The following is a 19,079-nucleotide window of genomic DNA, read 5'->3' on the forward strand; positions in this document are numbered from 1 at the left end:
CTTGGCCAGATCTTAGAGGGCTCAACCGGGTTGCTGAAGACTCACATGCTCCACTTTGGGGCTAAAACCAAGCCAGCGCTCCACACCCACGGCAAATGCTTTGGGATCACCGGTAACCAATAGGCGGCAACCACTGAAAGCAGATGCTTGCTTGGAATTCAGTGTTGGCGCCGCCAGCAGTTCGCTCAGCACATCTACCGCCGCCAGGGCTGGATCAACTAGTTCGATGTGGGTTGGGATTAATTCCCTTAACAAGGCCTTTAGTAGGGGGTAATGGGTGCAGCCCAGCACAATTGCTTCCACATCAGCGGCCAATAAAGGTTGTAGGTAGCTTTTGGCAGCAGCCCGCAGTTGAGGGCTGCCAAGGTCATTGAGCTCAACGGCAGGCACAAAAAATGGACAGCCCACCTCTAAAACCTTGATGTTTCCATTCGCTGCCCTCAAGGCTTTTCCGTAGGCACCGCTTTTCGCCGTGGCAGGCGTTGCTAGCACACCAATCCGCCGGCCCCGCAAGCGCTTAGCCACTGAATCGATCAAGCCCACCACAGGGGCCCCTGCATGTTCCTGGGCCACATCCAGGGCCAGAGCATTGGTTGTGTTGCAAGCCATCAATAAGGCTTGGCAGCTTTGCATTTTTAGGTAGCTGGCAACCTCTGCGGCAATGCTGCGAATTTCAGCTTCACTGCGGCCTCCGTAGGGCACCCGCGCGGTGTCTGCCACATATATGCAGGGCTGCCCAGGGCGCAAATGCAGCAATCGGCCCAACACGGTTAGGCCCCCCAAGCCACTGTCAAACATGCCCACAAGGGCATCGTTGGGTAGGGCTGAAAAACTAGTTTTGGAGCCGAGGGTCAACCAACAAGCCTCAGGTAATCAAGAATGCCAGCGGCGATGGCCAGGGAGATCTGGCGGCGATGGGCTGGATCCATTAGGTCGGCAGCATCATCGGCGCCCGTGAGGAAACCAACCTCCACCAGGGTGGAGGGCATTCGAGTGGCCCTTATTACGTAAAAACGCCCTTCTTTTACGCCTCGATCCGTACGTCGAATCGTTTGCATCAAAGCTGAATGGATAGAGCTGGCCAAATTTTTACCCTGGAGGCTCTGGTAATAAAAGGTTTCCAAACCATTCACATCGGGTCTCGCCATGCTGAGGGCGTTGGCATGGATGCTTACAAAGGCATCGGCTCCACTGTTATTTGCCAATTGAGCTCTCGGCGGGAGATCCACATCGATATCGCCATTGCGGGTAAGCAAAACATCAACCCCCCTACTGCGCAGTAATTCAGCCACCTGTTGGGATATTTCCAACACCACATCCTTTTCTTGGGTTCCACCAATGCCCACCGCGCCAGGGTCGGGGCCGCCGTGGCCCGGATCGATAACAATGCGAAAGCGTCCCCTAGTTACCTGAGCTAGGTCAGTTGGCCTGAGGGGGCGAATTGGTTGCCGCGGTGCCACCTGGGTTTCAGCGGGTGCCTGCACTGGATCGATGCGTTCTACATTTCCTTCCCCTAAAGCAACATATCCAGCTTGTTGGTTAGGAAGTTGCAGCCTCCAGCTGTCTTTATCGGTGCCAATTAATTTCAATTGGCTTGGATCTATTTGCACCCCAGGCATAAATTCGATCACCAACCTGGTGATTCCTGGTTCAGGGCCGCCGATTCGCACTTGGCGGATCGCCCCAGCCCCTGCAATGTTGCGGGGGCGCGCCGGGCTGCCGGGCAAATCAATCCAAAGCCTTGGACCCCGGTTAGCACCACCCGCATCAAAAGAAGCTGTGAGATTTGCAAAGGGGGTAGTGCGCAACTCCAACACCCCGTCGGCATTGATCCGCCAAGCGCCGAGGGCGCTGAAGGCGCGGGCGGGAGGAGTGGTGGCAACCACAACAACTGCTGCCGATGCCAGCAGCCCCAAGCGCCAACCGTAATTAAGCATCAGTGGGTTCAGAACAATGCAGGCCGCCTATGCCGCAGGCTGGGCATTTGACCTCGAACCCGTTGTAGGTGGCTGGGATCAACAGGGGCAACGGCCACACCTTGGCTAACGCCCGCATCGGCCAACACCGTGCCCCATGGATCGATAACAAGGGCATGTCCGTGGCTCTGGCGGCGTCCATAATGTAACCCCGTTTGGGCTGGCGCCAGTAGATAGGCGGTATTTTCAATCGCCCTGGCCTGCAAAAGGATTTGCCAGTGATCCTTACCTGTGTAAGCGGTAAACGCAGCGGGCACCATGATTAATTCGGCCCCAGCCCCCACCAGGTGGCGGTAGAGCTCTGGAAAGCGAACGTCGTAGCAAATAGATAAACCGATCCGACACAAACCGGGCACTGCCACCACCGGCGGTAGTTCGGCGCCAGAGCAAACCGTGGCGGATTCAGTGAAGGTATTGCCGTCTGGCAAATCCACATCAAAAAGATGAATCTTGTCGTAGCGGGCAAGCAAAAGGCCATCGGTGCCTACCAATTCGGCGCGGTTGTAGGTGAGGCTTTCCCCTGCAGGCACCGGGAAGCCGCCGCCCAAAAGGGTTACTTGATAACGGCGGGCCATCGTTACGAGAAAACGGCTGCAACGCTCGGCAAGGCTGGGGGCCAGCTCTAATTTGCGTGCCTCTTCACCCATAAAGGCAAAGTTTTCAGGTAAGCCCACCAAATCAGCACCCCGCCTGGCTGCTAATTCGATTAACTCTTCAGCCTGGGCAAAATTTGCATCCGGATCTGGGGTGCTGTTCATTTGCAGGGCTGCTGCAAGGAAGCTGCTCAAAACCGCTGTAATCCGCTTCTTGAACTGTACCGAGCCTCAGGTGGCCCTTAAAACTCCCATTTCGGTTTGTTGGGGCACCACCACCAGGCTGTCAACGGCAGCGCAACAGGCGAAATCAGCATCGTGATCGCCCAAACGCTCAAGCCTTTGGCCGTGGCTAGCGAGGCGCAAGGCCTGCTCTGGGTTTGTTTTCCATTGGCTCCAAAGGGCATGGGAGGCGCTCAGCTCATCGTTGGCGGCCAATTTTTTGAGGCTTGTGGCGCCAATTTGCAGCAGAGCATCGGCAAGGGCCCCCGCCGCCAGGCTGTCTTCTAGGGAGTAATCACCCTCCCAACCGCTGCCAACAATCCAAACCGTTTCTGGATTCTGTTGGCAAAGACGTTTTGCTACGGCGGAGCGATTAACAAGGGCAGCGGTAAAAAGCATTGCCGCTGTTGAAACGCGATCCAGGGAGCGGGTGCCATTGGTGGTACTCATGAAAATACGTTTTCCGGCAACAAATTCAGCTGTTACCGCTAACGGCGAATTACCCAAATCAAAGCCCTCGAGCTTGGCACCACCCCTTTCACCTGCACGAATACAAAGCTCCTGGGGCCAAGCGGCAGCGGCGGCGCTGAGGGCATCTAAATCGGCAAAAGCTTGAACGGCTTCCGCGCCGTTGTGGAGGGCCCAGGCCATCGTGCTTGTGGCCCGTAGAACATCAATTACCACAGCTGCATCAGCCATGGAGCCATGGGGAACCCGCTCGGGGGTGTGGAAATAGGAAACGCGCATCGGTGGAAGCAGGGCCAGGTGCGCCACAGTAGGTGTGAACTTTCTGGGCACCAATGGCGCAGCGCACCCTGCGCGATTTTCTGAAGCTGGTGGAACAGCGCGGTCAATTGCGTCGCATCACCGCTCCAGTTAATCCCGATCTTGAAGTGGCAGCAATTGCCGACAGGGTTCTTGCCATGGGGGGACCGGCGCTGTTGTTTGAAAACGTGATCGGCAGCCCCATGCCCCTTGTGCTCAATCTGCTGGGCACGGTGGAACGGGTGGTGTGGAGCATGGGGCTTGAGCGGGTGGAGCAACTGGAGGAATTGGGTAGCCGCCTCGCTTTATTGCAGCAACCGCGACCGCCGAAGGGTCTGCAGGAAACAGCAGCCTTTGGCAGGGTGCTCTGGGATTTAGTGAAGGCTCGTCCCGACTTTGATCTTTTTCCCCCCTGCCAGCAAATCGTTCAAAAGGGAGATCAGCTCAACCTTGATCAGCTGCCCTTAATAAGACCCTGGCCCGGGGATGCCGGCCGAGTTATCACCCTTGGTTTAGTGATCACTCGAGATCCCGAAACACGGGTTCCAAATGTTGGTGTTTATCGCTTGCAGCAACAGGATGCCCGTTCCATGACGGTGCATTGGCTCAGTGTGCGTGGTGGTGCGGGTCATTTGCGTAAGGCCGCTGCCCGGGGCGAAAAACTTGAAATTGCCGTTGCCCTTGGTGTGCACCCCCTTTTGGTGATGGCTGCTGCCACACCGATTCCAGTGCAACTTTCCGAGTGGTTATTCGCTGGGCTTTATGCCGGCGAGGGGGTTCATTTAGCTCGCTGTAAAACCGTTGACCTGGAAGTGCCAGCCCACAGCGAAATTGTGCTGGAGGGCACTATCACCCCAGGGGAAACCAACCCAGATGGACCCTTTGGCGACCACATGGGCTTCTACGGCCTCGAGGAGCCATCACCATTGGTGAGGTTCCACTGCGTAACACAGCAAAAAAATCCATTAATGCTCACCACCTTCAGCGGCAGGCCCCCAAAGGAGGAAGCGATGTTGGCGATAGCCCTCAATCGCATCTACACGCCAATCCTGCGTCAACAGGTGCCTGAAATTGTTGATTTCTTCCTTCCAATGGAAGCGCTTAGCTACAAATTGGCGGTTATATCAATCAAAAAAGCCTATCCAGGCCAGGCAAAGCGAGCTGCCATGGCCTTTTGGAGCGCCTTGCCCCAATTCACTTACACAAAATTTGTTGTGGTTGTTGATCAAGCAATCAATGTGCGCGATCCGCGCCAAGTTGTTTGGGCTATTGCAGCCCAAGTTGATCCCCAACGGGATTTATTTGTGCTCCAAGACACCCCTTTTGATTCCCTCGATTTCGCAAGCGAAAGGCTTGGCCTTGGTGGTCGCCTAGCCATTGATGCCACCACGAAGGTTGGTCCCGAAAAACGCCACGAATGGGGCGAGCCATTGAGCAGATCGAAAGAAGTAGAGCAACGGATTACAAACCGCTGGCAGGAACTTGGATTAGCTGATTTGGCTTCAAACAGAGATATGAATAATGGCAACTACAACCCAGACCCAAGCCTATTTGGCCTGCAATTGGAACACGTACTTGAACGATTAGCTGAAAAAGCAAAGGCTTGATGCTTACCAGAGCAGGAACCATTGCCCTGAGGGCTTTAGTGGAGTTAGCCCGCCACCCAAATAGCAGTATTTCAGGCCCTGAACTAGCAAACCGACAAAACTTGCCGGCACCGATGCTTGAGAAGTTGCTGCTTCAGCTGCGCCGCGCTGGCCTGGTGGAGGCAACAAGGGGAAGGAATGGCGGCTATCTCCTCAAGGTCCCCCCCCATGAATTGGCGCTTCAGGCGGTGTTAAACGCCGTTGGTGGCTGGAGGCAACCAAGGCTCACTCAATTTGCTCCAGTTGATGCCAAAGCTGCGGCCTCTGCGGGGGAGCAGCTGGAAATGCAGTTGCAGCAGAGGCTCCTACGGGCAATGGAACGGGAAATGGCGGGCCTCAGCCTGGCGGAATTGCTTTACGACCAACGCAGTTGGGAGGCAACCCTGGACCCGGATGGGGGCTTGATGCTTGGTTAATCCATAGGATTTGGCCTAACAGCTCAACACCTATGGCCGCTGAATGCATCCAAATTGATGGCGGCGCTGCCAATTTGCGTGGAACCATCCGTGTACCAGGTGATAAATCAATTTCCCATCGAGCCCTTTTATTTGGTGCGATTGCAGAGGGAACTACCGAAATTGAAGGCTTGCTGCCAGCTGAAGACCCCCTAAGCACCGCCAACTGCCTAAGGGCCATGGGGGTTGAGGTGTCTGAGATTGCAGCTGGTGAAATCGTAAGAGTGCAGGGGGTTGGCCTTGATGGCCTCCAAGAACCGCCTGGAATTCTCGATTGCGGAAATTCAGGAACCACCATGCGCCTAATGCTGGGGCTACTTGCTGGCCGGGAAGGGCGGCATTTTGTTCTTGATGGTGATCAATCACTACGCAAGCGGCCCATGGGGAGGGTGGTGCAGCCACTATCAAAAATGGAGGCATCAATTACTGGTCGCCAGGGGGGAAACTTGGCTCCCCTGGCAGTTAATGGAAAAGCATTACTTGGGGCAACCATTCACACTCCTGTGGCCAGCGCTCAAGTTAAAAGTGCAATTTTGCTAGCTGCACTAACTGCCACAGGTGTCACCACAGTTATTGAGCCATCGCTTTCCCGCGACCACAGCGAGCGGATGCTGAAGGCATTTGGAGCCCAATTGGAAAGTAAGCAAACCGCCGCTTTGGGCCCTGAGGTGCAGTTAACCCCGGGGAGCAATCTCCATGGCCAAAAAGTTGTGGTGCCAGGGGACATCAGTTCTGCGGCCTTTTGGCTTGTGGCCGGGTTACTGATTCCAGGCTCGGAAATAATCTTGGAAAATGTGGGACTAAATCCAAGCCGCACCGGCATTCTCACGGTTCTAGAGCAAATGGGTGCAGCGGTGGAATTATTGGCGCACAGGCTGGTTGCCGGCGAACCGGTGGGCGACCTAAGGGTTAAACCAGCCTCGCTTAAGGCGTTCAATATCGGCGGCGCGCTGATCCCAACACTTGTGGATGAAATCCCAATCCTTGCTGTGGCTGCCCTAGCCGCCGAAGGCACCAGCGTGATCAAAGATGCCGCTGAATTAAGGGTTAAAGAAACCGATCGCTTAGCGGTAATGGCACGCCAATTAAGGGCGATGGGGGCTGAACTAGAGGAAACAGCCGATGGCCTAGTAATTCCCGGCAAGCAAAAATTGAATGGAGCCCAGCTGGATAGTGAAACTGATCACAGGGTGGCGATGAGCCTGGCCATTGCCGCCCTTGGCGCCAATGGTTCAAGCAAATTGGCAAGGGCTGATGCCGCGGCTGTTTCCTATCCCAGCTTTTGGCAAGACCTCGCAAGAATTCAGGCCTAGAAGCCGGTAGATTCCCGACCAGTTGCTTAGGGCCAATGCTCGCTGTAGCAGTGCTAGCTGCAGGTAAAGGCACCCGCATGAAAAGCAGCCTGCCGAAGGTATTGCAACCCCTTGCCGGTGCAACCCTGCTAGAGCGGGTAATCAAAAACAGCAGTTGTCTCAACCCGGATCGGCTGCTGTTGATTGTTGGCCACCAGGCTGAACGGGTGCAACAGCAACTTCAGAATCATCCGGGCAAGCCTGAATTTATTTTGCAACAGCCGCAAAACGGCACAGGCCATGCGATTCAACAGCTCATGGCCCCGCTTGCTGAATTTGATGGCAACCTACTGGTGCTAAATGGCGACGTGCCTTTGCTGAAGCAAGAAACCCTTTCGCAACTGCTGGCTATGCATTGCCAAAGTGGCGCCGAGGCAACACTATTAACGGCAATGCTAGAAAACCCCAATGGTTATGGAAGGGTATTTAGCAATAATGATGGGGAGGTTACTGCAATAGTTGAAGATCGCGATTGCGATTGCGAGCAACGCCAAAACAAGCTGATAAATGCAGGAATCTATTGCTTTAAATGGAGCGCCCTCAAAAAGGTATTGCCAACCTTAAGCAGTGAAAATGATCAGGGAGAATTATATTTAACCGATACGATTGCAATGCTCAATAATGCTAAACATTTAATAGTGAGCGACATATCTGAAATAACAGGCATCAACGATCGCCAACAGCTGGCTGATTGCGAGGCCATGCTGCAGGATCGAATCCGGCAACATTGGCTTAAGGAAGGTGTGAGTTTTATCGATCCTAAAAGCTGCACTATCTCCGAAGAAACGCAATTTGGCCGTGATGTTGTTGTTGAACCCCAATGCCACTTCCGCGGCAATTGCAAAATTGGTAACTCCTGCCGCATTGGCCCTGGCTCACTGATCATCGATGCGGAAATAGGTAATGATGCAACCGTATTAATGTCGGTAATTAATTCTGCAAAAATAGGCGATGGTTGCAACATTGGCCCCTTCGCACACCTGAGACCTCAAGCTGATCTTGGTGAAAACGTTCGTATTGGCAACTTTGTAGAAATTAAGAAAAGTACTATTGGCTCAGGATCAAAGGTAAACCATTTGAGCTATATTGGTGATGCAAAACTTGGCCTAAATGTTAATGTGGGTGCTGGAACAATAACGGCAAATTATGATGGCAAGAACAAACACCTCAGCACCATTGGCGACAATAGTAAAACCGGTGCTAATAGTGTTTTAGTGGCACCGGTAACCATTGGCTCAAATGTTGTGATCGGCGCTGGCTCAACCATCACAAAAGATGTGCAAAACAATAGCCTTGCCATTGGCAGAGCCCGGCAGTATAATAAAGAAAATTATCAAAGCTTAAATTAATTTTAAACTTATGTCTTTATCAAATATGTCTTTATCAAATATGTCTTTATCAAATATGTCTTTTTCAAATATGCCTCATTCAATCATGCCATGCAAAAAGCCAAGTAATCCGAAATTTTTTAGCGCAATAGCTTGTTGCCTTTTGGCAACATCAGCTCCATTACTTCTTGCTAGCTGCGGCTTAAATAAACCTGAGCAAGTGGTTGCCCCAGCGCCAAGGCAAGTTTCGGCCCTAGGGCGCCTAGAGCCAGAGGGTAAAATTCGCAAAATTTCACTGCCCAGCTCCCTGAGTGGTGATCGCATTGAAAAACTATTAGTTGAGGAAAATCAAATAGTTAAAGCTGGCACCCCTTTAGCCATCCTCAACAGTGCCTTAGCCCGTAAGGCAAGTTTGGAGGAAGCTCAACAGGAGGTGAAGGTGGCCCAGAGCGAGCTTGCCCTTGTTAGATCAGGAGCAAAAAAAGGTGAAATTGGCGCCCAGGAGTTCAAAGTTCAAAGCCTAGAGAGGCAGCTTGCAGGAGAAACGGAAGCACTGAATGCAGACGTAAATTCAGCCCGTTCAAAGCAGAAGGAAGCAAAGCTTGAAGCTGAGCGATATGAATCATTATTTAAAGCTGGCGGTGTATCTGAATTGCAACGGGATCGCTACCGAACCCGCGCCGATGTTGCCAATTCAGACCTTGCTAAAGCGATCGGCAACCGTGAACGCACGCTCAGTACATTAAGGTCGGACATTGAAAGCTCACGCAATACCCTTGCCCAGATCAAAGAGATTAGGCCCCAAGACATAAACAAAGCCCAAAATCAATTAGACAAGGCTTTAGCATCATTGAACAGGGCACTCCAGGAATATAAAGACACCACAATCAGGGCCCCTGAGAATGGTCAGATCCTGAAAATAAATGCAAGAGCTGGCGATAAGGTTGGCGATGATGGTTTACTTGAAATGGCTGACACAAGCAATATGATTGTTGTTGCTGAAGTTTATCAAACCGACTTACCAAAAATCAGCAAAGGTCAGTTAGCAAAAATAAGTGTAGATGGCTTTAACGGCACCCTAAAAGCGCAGGTATTTCAGTTGATTCCCCAGGTGAAACGCCAGTCTGTTTTCGCGGGAGAACCCGGTGAAAACATGGATCAGCGAGTATTTGAAGTTAAATTAAAGCTATTGATTACACCGGAGCAAGTTGAAAAAATCCGCTTGGCATCAAATTTACAAGTAAATGTAATTTTTGACAAATCCAAGCCAACAAACCTATGAAAAAATTCATTAGCAAACTGCTCAAAAAAACCCCAGTTGCTTGGCTTCAGGTAAGTAATAATCCTGTAAAGATGAGCATTGCTGTGGCCGGGATTGGCTTTTCCAATTTGCTTATATTTTTTCAACTAGGCCTGATGGATAGTATTTATAACAGTCAACGTAAGCCCATTGAAAAGCTAGCCGCCGAACTAACAATGGTTAGTTCAGGCTATAGCAATCTTGGTTCACTTCAGGAATTTGAACGCAGCCGACTTTATCAAGCATTAGGCGTTGAAGGTGTTGCTGGGGTTTCAGCCTTACGGATTAATCGAGGTAGCTGGATTACACCTACAACTCGTCAGAAGTTTGACATATTTATCTATGGTATTGGCTTAGATAAACAGTCTTTGGCATTCCCAGAATTAATGGCAGATATGGATCAGATAAAGCCACTTGGAAATGCTTTATTCGATCGCAATGCCAAAAAACAGTATGGCGATGTACTTGGAACCCTTAAAGCCAATCGCTTTATGCCAGTTGAAGTTAATGATAAAACAATAAAAATAGTAAACACATTTTCTCTGGGAGCTACATTTTCAGCCGATGCAAACTTAGTAACTAGTGATGCAACATTTCAATATTTATTTCCAAAACAAGATCCCCGTAAAATCCAATTGGGGCTCATTCATCTGAAGCCTGGAGCCTCCCCCCTGTCCATTCAAAAGGCCCTACAGCCATTGATGCCAAAAAACATTAAAGTTCTCACTAGAGATGAATTAGCTGATCTAGAACTTGCCTATTGGAAAAAGAATTCTAGTGTTGGATTTATTTTCTCCCTAGGCGTGTTGGTTGGATTTCTTGTTGGCTCTATAATTGTGTATCAGATATTGTTTGGAGATGTTATGAATTCTTTGCCACAATATGCCACATTAAAAGCGATGGGCTATACAAATACCTACGTAATCAGTGTTGTAATCCAACAATCAGCAATTCTTGCTTTTATAGGATTTGTACCTGGAATTATCCTTTCCACAGGTTTATATGCATTGTTGGCAGGAGTAACTAAACTTACAATCTTCATGACTAGTACTAGGGCAATTCAAGTTTTAGCACTAACATTTATAATGTGCGTGGGCTCTGGAGCTCTTGCAACAAGAAAGCTAGTTGAACTCGATCCTGCAGACGTTTTTTAAATGGAAAACACAACGCGAATCGATCAGAGCGCCCCAATCATCTCGCTCAGAAATGTAAATCATTGGTTTGGAAGCGGTGAAAATAGCAAGCATGCATTAAAAGATTTATCCCTAGATATATACCCAGGCCAAATCGTTATCTGCACAGGCCCTTCCGGCTCAGGTAAAACCACACTACTAACAATGCTTGGTGGTTTAAGGTCTTGCCAGGATGGAAGTTTAAAAATCCTAGGCGAGGAATTAAATGGCGCCTCAAAAATTCAGTTGGCTCGTTTGCGCTTAAATGTGGGATTTATTTTTCAAGCCCATAACTTAATGATGTTTTTAAATGCGAGGAAAAATGTTCGCCTTTCTCTGGAGTTACATGATAAATATTACGATGAAGATATGGATGCACTTTCAGATGAAATGCTCGCTAAGGTTGGCCTCGGCGAAAGACTTGATTATTACCCTGCAAAGTTATCTGGTGGTCAGCGGCAAAGGGTAGCTATAGCAAGGGCATTGGTGAGTAAACCCAAAATACTGCTTGGAGATGAGCCAACAGCTGCTCTCGACAAGGAATCCGGCAGGTCTGTTGTTAATTTGATGCAAGAACTTGCCAAGGAACAACAAACCACAATAATAATGGTTACCCACGACAATAAAATTCTTGATGTAGCAGATAGAATTATTATTGTTGATGAAGGCAAACTTGCATCCGCAGAAGAAGAGAAATTATTTATAGAAAAAATGCGCAGCAGTGAACATTCTTAATTCATATTTGGAGCATTGGGATAATCTTTTCAAGAGAAACACCCCTGCTTGCTTTTAAGAGTAAATAGTCGCCCGCTTTAAGCAAATTTTTTAATTTATCTGCGGCTTCTTTGAGCGAATAAACGCGCTCAATTAAATTTATCGATGCTCCGGCAGCGATAATAGCCTCAGCCTCTGCATCATCTGCAAAAACAAATAAACCATCGATAGCTAGAGCTGCCGCACGTTCAGCAACCATTCGATGCAAATTAACACTTTGTTCACCTAGTTCCAACATGGTGCCAATAACAGCAAACCTTCTACCTGGTTGCTGAGCAAGCATATCTAAACTAGCAAGAACTGCTTCTGGCGATGCATTGTAGGTTTCGTCAAGGATAGTTACACCCGCCAAATCAGCCTGTAAATTAATTGTTCGGGCTCTCCCGTTTGGCAACTCAACTTCAAGCCTAGCTAGATTTTCAATTTTAATTTCTAATTCTTGGGCTACGGCCATAGCCAATAGAAGATTGCGCGCATTATGGGTGCCTGGTATGGGTAAATTAATTAATACATTATCGCAAACTAGCATTTGATCAGCATTTTCTTTAATTTCACCGATTAGATTTGGCAAAGGTGTTGAAGGGTGTAGCGGATCATCAAGCAGGGCTACCCTTTGCACTCGCCCTTGCCAAACCTGCATCAAGGCATTTTCGAGCAATGGATCGCCAGCGGGGATTACCACTAATCCATTGGGATTTAAAGCTGCAGTAATTTCACATTTAGCCTTTGCTATGGCCTCACGGCTGCCAAGCCTGCCGATGTGGGCGGTACCAATATTGGTTATTACAGCAATGCTGGGTTCCGCGCAGCGGCTGAGTCTTTCGATTTCACCTAAACCACGCATACCCATCTCCAACACCACTGCTCCGAGGGGCATTCTTGCCCTCAAAAGAGTTTTCGGTACGCCAATATCATTATTTTCGTTACCGCAACTAGCCTCAATTAGACCCAGGCTTTGAATACAGGCCTTAATCAACTCTCGGGTTGTTGTTTTGCCTGCTGATCCAGTTACGGCAATAACCGGCAGCGGCAGGCGCTGGCGCCATAGCAAGGCAATTTTTTGGTACGCATCGGTAGTGTTCTCAACCTTTAGATAGGAAAGCTGCTCTGGGATTTCAGTGTGCCAATTGTTTGCCACCAAAGCACCTACGGCACCTACGGCCACAGCTGCATCAAGGAAATTATGTCCATCAAAACGTTCGCCTTTGATTGGTACAAATAAATCGCCGGCCTGAAGGGCGCGACTATCGGTACACACCTTTTCAAAATTCCAATTCATGGTGCCTGGATCAGGTGGCATTCCACGCCGTTGTATTGGCTCACGAAAGAAATCTGCCAGATCTTGAAGGCAAAGAAATTTACTCATGGTATCGATGGGCTAAATAGAATCATGCCCTGCCCAACCCTTGCAGATCTCCCCTCAATAACACCCGTAGCAGTTTGCAACTCTAAATCAGTAAATCCCATTGCCCTCGTCTTTTCTAACCAGGCATCGGCCTGTTCAGCCCTTTTAGCTGCAGTTAAATCCTCGAAGGCTTGGCTAGGAATTAAGCGTAATACGCCCTGCTCCGGCATTGGATGCAAGGCGGTGATTAGTGGATTTTCAGTTTTGGCTTGGAGTAGTTCAAGCAGGGGATCAAGGGAAGGTTGCTTAACTAAAGAAAGCTCTGGTTGCTGTTTAGATTCCTGTTCAAAAACCTGTTTAGGTTCAGGGATATCAACATTGATTTCTTGGGTTGGATTGAATAACTCTTCAATTGCAGCAATATCATCATTTTTTTCGTAGGCCCCAGTGCCTTGATGCCTAAAAATTAAGGCCAGCACTATTGCTAAAACAACCAGCAGCCCAATTAAAGGGATTAGAAAAGCCTTAATGCCTTCAACCCGCCAACGTTCTTGCAGATATAAATTCCCTTGTGCAACCACAGCCGGCAGATCTCTGCCCAAATCCTCTTTTAGCTGCCCCCATGGGCTTCGCCATGGGGTTGGCAAGAGAGATGTTTTAGATGGTGGTTGGTTATCGGGCTCCGAATTAGCCATCACCCACCATTTCTGCGCAGTAATCCAAGCGGATTAAAGCGTCGCTGCGGTTCCGGTTGGCGAGATGGGCTTGGATCCAAGGCCTCTGCAGCAGCTTGTGCGGCCTGTTGCTCAGGGGGTTGTTGGATTGAAAATTGGGCAACCGCACTGGCTTCTGGGGTTGGTTCTTTCAATCCACAAACGTCTTTATACATAGCGTCGTAGGCCAGGGCTGATCGCTCCCAACTGAAATCCAACGACATAACCCTGCGCATCAATTGCTGCCAGCTGTCGCGATGGCGATAGGCCTCCCAGGCCCGCACTAGGGCTGTGTACAAATCAATCGCTTCATAGCGATCAAAACAGAAGCCATTTCCAGTTTGCTCGGCGGGATCGTAGGGGGGAACAGTATCCACCAAGCCCCCAACTCGTCGCACCACCGGAATCGTGCCGTAGCGCATGGCCAATAGCTGGCTAATGCCACAGGGCTCAAAGCGAGATGGCATCAAAAATGCATCACTACCGGCATAAACCAAACGGGATAGGTCGTCGTCGTAGGTGAGGAAAGCGGCAAACCTGCCAGGGTGACAACTTGCCATTTGCCAAAGGCCAGATTCGTAGTGGCGATCGCCCGTGCCCAATACCACCACTTGAGTGTCGGTATAGGCAAGTAGGCGCTCAGCCACCTGCAGGAGTAGATCAACCCCCTTTTGATCTACCAACCTGCTAACCATGCCAATCACAAATGTATTTGGGTTAACACCTAAACCCATCCTTTGTTGAAGGGCTTGTTTATTAATCGCTTTTCCAGATAAATCATTAACGCTATAGGTTGCAGGAATTCGCTTATCTGTTGAGGGGTTCCAATCTTTTATATCTATACCATTAAGGATGCCACGCAACTTACCACTTATGAAATTAAGTAACCCATCTAATTTTTCACCATATTGAGGCGTGCGTATCTCCTCTGCATAGGTGGGAGAAACAGCATTAACACGATCGGCATACAGCAAGGCGGCTGCCATGGTGTGATCGCCTTGCATATACCAAGGGCACCAGGTCATCCGTTCTAATTTCCAACGCCAGGGCCCTTGATATTTGAGATTATGGATCGTGAAAATCGTTGCAATCTCTGGATCTTGATGCATCCAAACCGGAATCATGCCGGTGTGCCAATCATGGCAGTGCAGCACCTGTGGTTTCCAGCAATTCCAGGCAAATTCAGCAGTGGCGCTAGCAAAAAAAGTAAAGCGCCAATCTTCATCCTCACCGCCATAAATGCGTTCACCGTCGAACACGGGATGGCCAATTAAATAAATCGTTAGGCCATTGCTGGGGTGCTTGGTTTCAAATACGGCAAATTCAGTGCCCATGGTTTGGGCGCGCCAGATCGGCTCACTGCTCACCTGCAAGCGCGACCACAGCTTTCCGTAGCCCGGCATCATGATCCGCACATCGTGGCCGAGTGCTGCAAGAGCTGGTGGCAGTGAGCCAACCACATCTCCCATGCCCCCCACCTTCACCATGGGGGCACATTCGGCTGCGGCGAAGAGAACGCGCATTGCGATGGGGCTTTTAATGCAGCACAACTCTACGGAGGGCCGGTTCAGGGCAACACAGTTATGGGCGTGCCCCGCTGAACCCTGTTGTAAAGGTCTTGGATCTGTTCATCAAATAGGCGAACACAGCCATGGGAAACCGCATGGCCAATGGTCCAGCGATGGGGGGTGCCATGGAAACCAGCACTGGTGCAACCTTCAATATCTAGGAAGCGGTCGCCATCAAATCCACTGCGGCCTAAACAATCGCGGTAAAAACCAATCCATCTGCTGCCCAAGGGATTTTCTGGCGCGCCAGCTGGCACCAACTCACCTGTTTGCGGATGCAACCAGATTGGATTCAATTTTTTTTCCAACACTTGATAGGTGCCAGTTGGTGTTTCCCAACCGCTCATACCCACGGCCACCGGATAACGCTGCAGCAATTTGCCTTGCTCAAGCAGCAAAAGCTGGCGGCGGCTGCGATGCAGCACCAAATGCCTGCCAATTTTTTTAACCAAGGCAGCTGGCAACTCATGGAGCTGCAAATCCAGAGGTCTGAGGGGATGGTCGGGATCTTCGAGCGGGCCTGCTTTGAGGGGTAAGAAGCAGCCTGCAAGCCCAACGAACAGAGCTAAAAGGCCTTTAATCAACAACCCTCACGCGAGTTCCTTCTTTTACCAGTTCGTAGAGGGCAACCGCATCACGATCAACCATGCGCACGCAACCGTTGCTGGCGGCAGTGCCAATGCTGGCCAATCTGCCGGTGCCATGGAAGCCGATTTCCTTGCAAACCTCAGGCCTATAGGCGGGTGGATTGAGGTCGAGGGAGGTGCGATTACCGCAGGCATACCAAAAACCAATCCAACGGGTGCCGATGGGTCCAAGGGGGCTCGGCGAAACCTTGCGATCAGTCCATGGGCTTACCCATACGGGATCCTTTTGCATCCTGAAAACAGTGTGCTCACCAAGGGGAGTTGGTGTTGATGACTTACCCACTGCCACAGGAAAAGCAGCAACCTCTTGGTTGTCTCTGATAACTCGCACGCGCTTTGCTGAACGGCTTAATTCCAAAACAGTTACCGGTTCGCTGCGGCTAGCAAGCTGACCATCCCCTGGCCTGCGTTCAGCCAAGGCCGAATTGGCAATCACCATTGGTAGGGCAATTGCCAGGCCAACTGGCAGAACTAAATTTCTCACCAATCCAGCTAGAGCTACTTCTGATTGGAGCATGGAATTGTGGCGCATACCGGTATCCCTAGCAACAAAGACTCACGCGTCTTGCAAGTCTTAATCTAATTGTTGTGATTTAAAGCCAGGGCACTTGGCTGAAATCAGGGTTGCGTTTCTCGATAAAGGCCTGCTGGCCTTCCTTTCCCTCCTCCGTTTTGTAAAAAAGATGGGTGGCCTGGCCGGCTAATTCCTGCAAACCAGCCATCCCATCTGTTTCAGCATTGAAGGCTGCTTTAAGACACCTAATCGCCGTTGGACTGTGCTGAAGGATTTCCCTTGCCCACAGCACCCCTTCATTTTGGAGTTGAAACAGGGGCACAACTTCATTTACCAATCCCATTGCTAAGGCCTGATGGGCGTTGTACCGACGGCAAAGAAACCAGATTTCCCTCGCCTTGCGCTGGCCCACCACCCGCGCCAGGTGGCTGCAACCAAAACCAGCATCAAAACTGCCAACCCTTGGCCCTGTTTGGCCAAATTGGGCATTTTCTGCCGCCAGGCTCAAATCACAAAGCAAATGCAACACCTGGCCACCGCCAATGGCATAACCGGCAACTAGGGCGATCACAACCTTGGGGATGCTGCGGATTAAACGCTGTAAATCCAACACATTTAAGCGCGGCACCCCCTCCTCATCCAGATAACCGCCATCGCCGCGCACCGATTGATCGCCGCCAGCGCAAAACGCATAGCCGCCATCGGCTGCTGGGCCAACTCCAGTGAAAAGCACCACGCCAATTGCTGGGTTTTCCCGCACCCTTGAGAAGGCGTCGTAGAGCTCCACCACCGTGCGAGGTCGAAAGGCATTGCGCTTTTCCGGGCGGTTTATTGCAATCCGGGCAATGCCCTCATCGCTGATATCAAGCCAAACATCTTGATAATTGCCCTGGGACTGCCAAACCAAAGGGCAATTACCCGGCAGCACAAGCCGTTTTGGCTCTGTTGGTTCAACTGCAGCGGCCATCAAGAATCTCCTAAGCCCACCTCCCATCCTGAACTGCGCAGTTGCCGCCTCAGCTGGGCATCGGCAGCCCGATCGGTTTGTAAGCGCAACAGCAGCATTGGCTCCCTGGCCTGTTCATCACTAACCATCCAGGCCAGAGCGGCGGGTAATTGCTCAAGGCTGTTGCAATTTTTGCCAGGCACCCCATGGGCCGCAGCTAAAGCCAAGGGATCAACCGATTGGGGCATGGCGAATAGGCGTTCAAAATCAAGGTTTTCCCTGGGCATTGACAATTGTTCAAAAATGCCACCGCCCTGGTTATCGATTAACAACACCAATAAACGACCTTTGAGCTGCTGACGCCAAAGCCAGCCATTGCTGTCGTGCAGCAGGGCCAAATCACCACAAACGAGCACCAAACGCCCCCATTCAGCCGCCAGGCCGGCGGCAAGGGAAAGGCAGCCATCAATGCCGGAAGCCCCCCGGAAACTAACCACCGTGCGCTGGGCTTCAAGCCTTGCTCCATAGCTTTCCCAGTCCCTCACTGGGCTGCTATTGGCGAGCAGCACAGGCCAGTCGGGGGGCAGTAAACGATTACACCAGCGGGCGAGGGCAGGTTCAGTGCAGGGTCCCTTGAGGGGAAGTTTTTGATCCAAATGCCGCTGCAGCTTTTCCTCCGCCTCTAGCCATTGAGCTTGCATTTGCCTAGCTGCAAGGCTTGCTTCTCCCTGGGGCAGGGAATTAACCCACCGTGCTAAGCCACCCCAATCCTGGGGCGCCCCACTGGCAAGGGGATCCAAGCGTCGTGGTTCCTGCTCGGTAATTACAAATTGGGGAATTTGCCCAAGGGTTTGCAGCCATTGCTGCAAACGCCTACTGGCGGGCATTGGCCCCAACCTCAAAACTTGATCTACCGGCGGCACAAGCGATGGATCAGCCAAAAGCAAGTCGTAGCCACTAACCAAAGGCAGTGGCAGTCCCCTTAAACCAGAGGCCACATCAACCAAAACGGGCCAAGCGGTTCGCTGCACCAACCGTTGCAGGGCGCCCACAAAGGTGGCGCCAGCCCCCCGGCGCCAGGGCCCCACAACTATCAAACCTGGCCTATCGGGATCTAAAACAGCTGGATCAATGGGCGCAGGTGGCTCAAGCTCCACGGCAGTAATGCGGGGAATTGGAGCTTCTGGGCTGGGGGTAATGGCGCTGGCATGGAGGGGCTCTTCAAAGGCAAGGTTGAGATGCACCGGTCCTGCGGGCACGCCAACACATAAACGCCAGGCCAAGTCTGCGAGGTTCCTAAGCCGATCAGCACTGGCTTTGTGCAAACCAGCCATGGGTCCTTGGAGCAAGGCCCTACAAACCGGCTGAAGAAAGGCCTCTTGATTAACGGTTTGGTTGGCACCGCAATTTTTAAGACGTTCCGGACGGTCGGCGCTGATTAAAAGCAGGGGCAGGGTGCTGCGATCTGCTTCCACTGCCGCGGCAAGTAGGTGGGCAACAGCAGTGCCTGAGGTGGTTACCACCGCTACGGGTTCACCATTGGCACGGGCCAAACCAAGGCCAAAAAACGCGGCAGAACGTTCATCAATGGCGGTGAACAGCCTTAAACCTTGGCTTTCTCGGCGCAGGGCTGCTAGAGCAAGGGGTGCAGACCTGCTACCGGGGCATAAAACGAGCCGGCGCAAACCAAGCTCCATGAAGGCCCCCAATAGGGCATCAGCGGCATGGAGGTTGTCGATGGCATCAGGGCCCACAGCAGTGAT

The 19,079-nt window shown here is 51.1% G+C and carries 18 protein-coding genes; 7 read left to right on the forward strand and 11 right to left on the reverse strand.

Going from position 1 to position 19,079, the window contains the following annotated elements:
* Window positions 1-21 precede the first annotated feature (21 nt).
* From murI to KBY68_RS04665, 4 genes are read right to left on the reverse strand one after another with little or no spacing between them, the layout of a single operon-like run.
* Complete coding sequence (murI, locus tag KBY68_RS04650; protein WP_255096077.1) at window positions 22-855, reverse strand: glutamate racemase; 834 nt, start codon at window positions 853-855, stop codon at window positions 22-24.
* On the reverse strand, window positions 852-1,937 hold the full coding sequence (locus KBY68_RS04655) for an N-acetylmuramoyl-L-alanine amidase (protein WP_255096079.1): 1,086 nt from the start codon (window positions 1,935-1,937) through the stop codon (window positions 852-854). The genes murI and KBY68_RS04655 overlap by 4 nt, the downstream gene beginning before the upstream one ends.
* An 8-nt stretch (window positions 1,938-1,945) precedes the next feature.
* Window positions 1,946-2,764: a carbon-nitrogen hydrolase family protein gene (locus tag KBY68_RS04660; protein ID WP_255096080.1), complete on the reverse strand. Its 819-nt coding sequence runs from the start codon at window positions 2,762-2,764 to the stop codon at window positions 1,946-1,948.
* Between the two features lie 36 nt (window positions 2,765-2,800).
* Window positions 2,801-3,538, reverse strand: a complete 738-nt coding sequence (locus KBY68_RS04665; RefSeq protein ID WP_255096081.1) for a 2-phosphosulfolactate phosphatase family protein — start codon at window positions 3,536-3,538, stop codon at window positions 2,801-2,803.
* Between the two features lie 53 nt (window positions 3,539-3,591).
* Here KBY68_RS04665 and KBY68_RS04670 point away from each other — a divergent pair, with 53 nt between their 5' ends.
* From KBY68_RS04670 to KBY68_RS04700, 7 genes are all read left to right on the forward strand, one after another.
* On the forward strand, window positions 3,592-5,163 hold the full coding sequence (locus KBY68_RS04670; protein ID WP_255096083.1) for a UbiD family decarboxylase: 1,572 nt from the start codon (window positions 3,592-3,594) through the stop codon (window positions 5,161-5,163).
* On the forward strand, window positions 5,163-5,618 hold the full coding sequence (locus KBY68_RS04675; RefSeq protein WP_255096084.1) for an RrF2 family transcriptional regulator: 456 nt from the start codon (window positions 5,163-5,165) through the stop codon (window positions 5,616-5,618). Before KBY68_RS04670 ends, KBY68_RS04675 begins: the two co-directional genes overlap by 1 nt.
* A gap of 32 nt (window positions 5,619-5,650) precedes the next feature.
* Window positions 5,651-6,970 (forward strand): 3-phosphoshikimate 1-carboxyvinyltransferase, encoded by a 1,320-nt coding sequence (gene aroA, locus KBY68_RS04680; RefSeq protein WP_255096085.1) that lies wholly within the window; start codon window positions 5,651-5,653, stop codon window positions 6,968-6,970.
* Between the two features lie 35 nt (window positions 6,971-7,005).
* Window positions 7,006-8,358, forward strand: coding sequence for a bifunctional UDP-N-acetylglucosamine diphosphorylase/glucosamine-1-phosphate N-acetyltransferase GlmU (gene glmU, locus KBY68_RS04685; RefSeq protein ID WP_255096086.1), 1,353 nt, complete (start codon window positions 7,006-7,008; stop codon window positions 8,356-8,358).
* Window positions 8,359-8,500: 142 nt separating this feature from the next.
* Window positions 8,501-9,619, forward strand: a complete 1,119-nt coding sequence (locus KBY68_RS04690) for an HlyD family efflux transporter periplasmic adaptor subunit (RefSeq protein ID WP_255096087.1) — start codon at window positions 8,501-8,503, stop codon at window positions 9,617-9,619.
* Window positions 9,616-10,791, forward strand: coding sequence for an ABC transporter permease DevC (gene devC, locus KBY68_RS04695; RefSeq protein WP_255096089.1), 1,176 nt, complete (start codon window positions 9,616-9,618; stop codon window positions 10,789-10,791). The genes KBY68_RS04690 and devC overlap by 4 nt, the downstream gene beginning before the upstream one ends.
* Window positions 10,792-11,544, forward strand: coding sequence for an ATP-binding cassette domain-containing protein (locus tag KBY68_RS04700; protein WP_255096090.1), 753 nt, complete (start codon window positions 10,792-10,794; stop codon window positions 11,542-11,544). It abuts the gene before it with no gap.
* Between the two features lies 1 nt (window position 11,545).
* Here the strand turns inward: KBY68_RS04700 and KBY68_RS04705 are convergent, their stop codons facing one another.
* From KBY68_RS04705 to menD, 7 genes are all read right to left on the reverse strand, one after another.
* A complete protein-coding gene (locus KBY68_RS04705; RefSeq protein WP_255096091.1) occupies window positions 11,546-12,949 on the reverse strand; it encodes a UDP-N-acetylmuramoyl-tripeptide--D-alanyl-D-alanine ligase in 1,404 nt (467 codons plus the stop codon).
* Entirely contained in the window at window positions 12,946-13,623 is a 678-nt protein-coding gene (locus KBY68_RS04710) for a hypothetical protein (protein ID WP_255096093.1), read from the reverse strand. The genes KBY68_RS04705 and KBY68_RS04710 overlap by 4 nt, the downstream gene beginning before the upstream one ends.
* Window positions 13,623-15,164, reverse strand: a complete 1,542-nt coding sequence (gene glgA / locus KBY68_RS04715; protein ID WP_255096094.1) for a glycogen synthase GlgA — start codon at window positions 15,162-15,164, stop codon at window positions 13,623-13,625. The genes KBY68_RS04710 and glgA overlap by 1 nt, the downstream gene beginning before the upstream one ends.
* 44 nt (window positions 15,165-15,208) lie before the next feature.
* Window positions 15,209-15,793: a L,D-transpeptidase gene (locus KBY68_RS04720; protein WP_255096095.1), complete on the reverse strand. Its 585-nt coding sequence runs from the start codon at window positions 15,791-15,793 to the stop codon at window positions 15,209-15,211.
* Window positions 15,786-16,373, reverse strand: coding sequence for a L,D-transpeptidase (locus KBY68_RS04725; protein WP_255096096.1), 588 nt, complete (start codon window positions 16,371-16,373; stop codon window positions 15,786-15,788). The genes KBY68_RS04720 and KBY68_RS04725 overlap by 8 nt, the downstream gene beginning before the upstream one ends.
* A 76-nt stretch (window positions 16,374-16,449) precedes the next feature.
* A complete protein-coding gene (gene menB, locus KBY68_RS04730) occupies window positions 16,450-17,337 on the reverse strand; it encodes a 1,4-dihydroxy-2-naphthoyl-CoA synthase (RefSeq protein WP_106500199.1) in 888 nt (295 codons plus the stop codon).
* Window positions 17,337-19,070: a 2-succinyl-5-enolpyruvyl-6-hydroxy-3-cyclohexene-1-carboxylic-acid synthase gene (gene menD, locus KBY68_RS04735; protein ID WP_255096097.1), complete on the reverse strand. Its 1,734-nt coding sequence runs from the start codon at window positions 19,068-19,070 to the stop codon at window positions 17,337-17,339. The genes menB and menD overlap by 1 nt, the downstream gene beginning before the upstream one ends.
* Window positions 19,071-19,079 lie beyond the last annotated feature (9 nt).

The sequence above is a fragment of the Synechococcus lacustris Maggiore-St4-Slac genome (genome assembly GCF_024345595.1).
In the GTDB taxonomy this organism is placed as follows: Bacteria; Cyanobacteriota; Cyanobacteriia; order PCC-6307; family Cyanobiaceae; genus Synechococcus_D; species Synechococcus_D lacustris.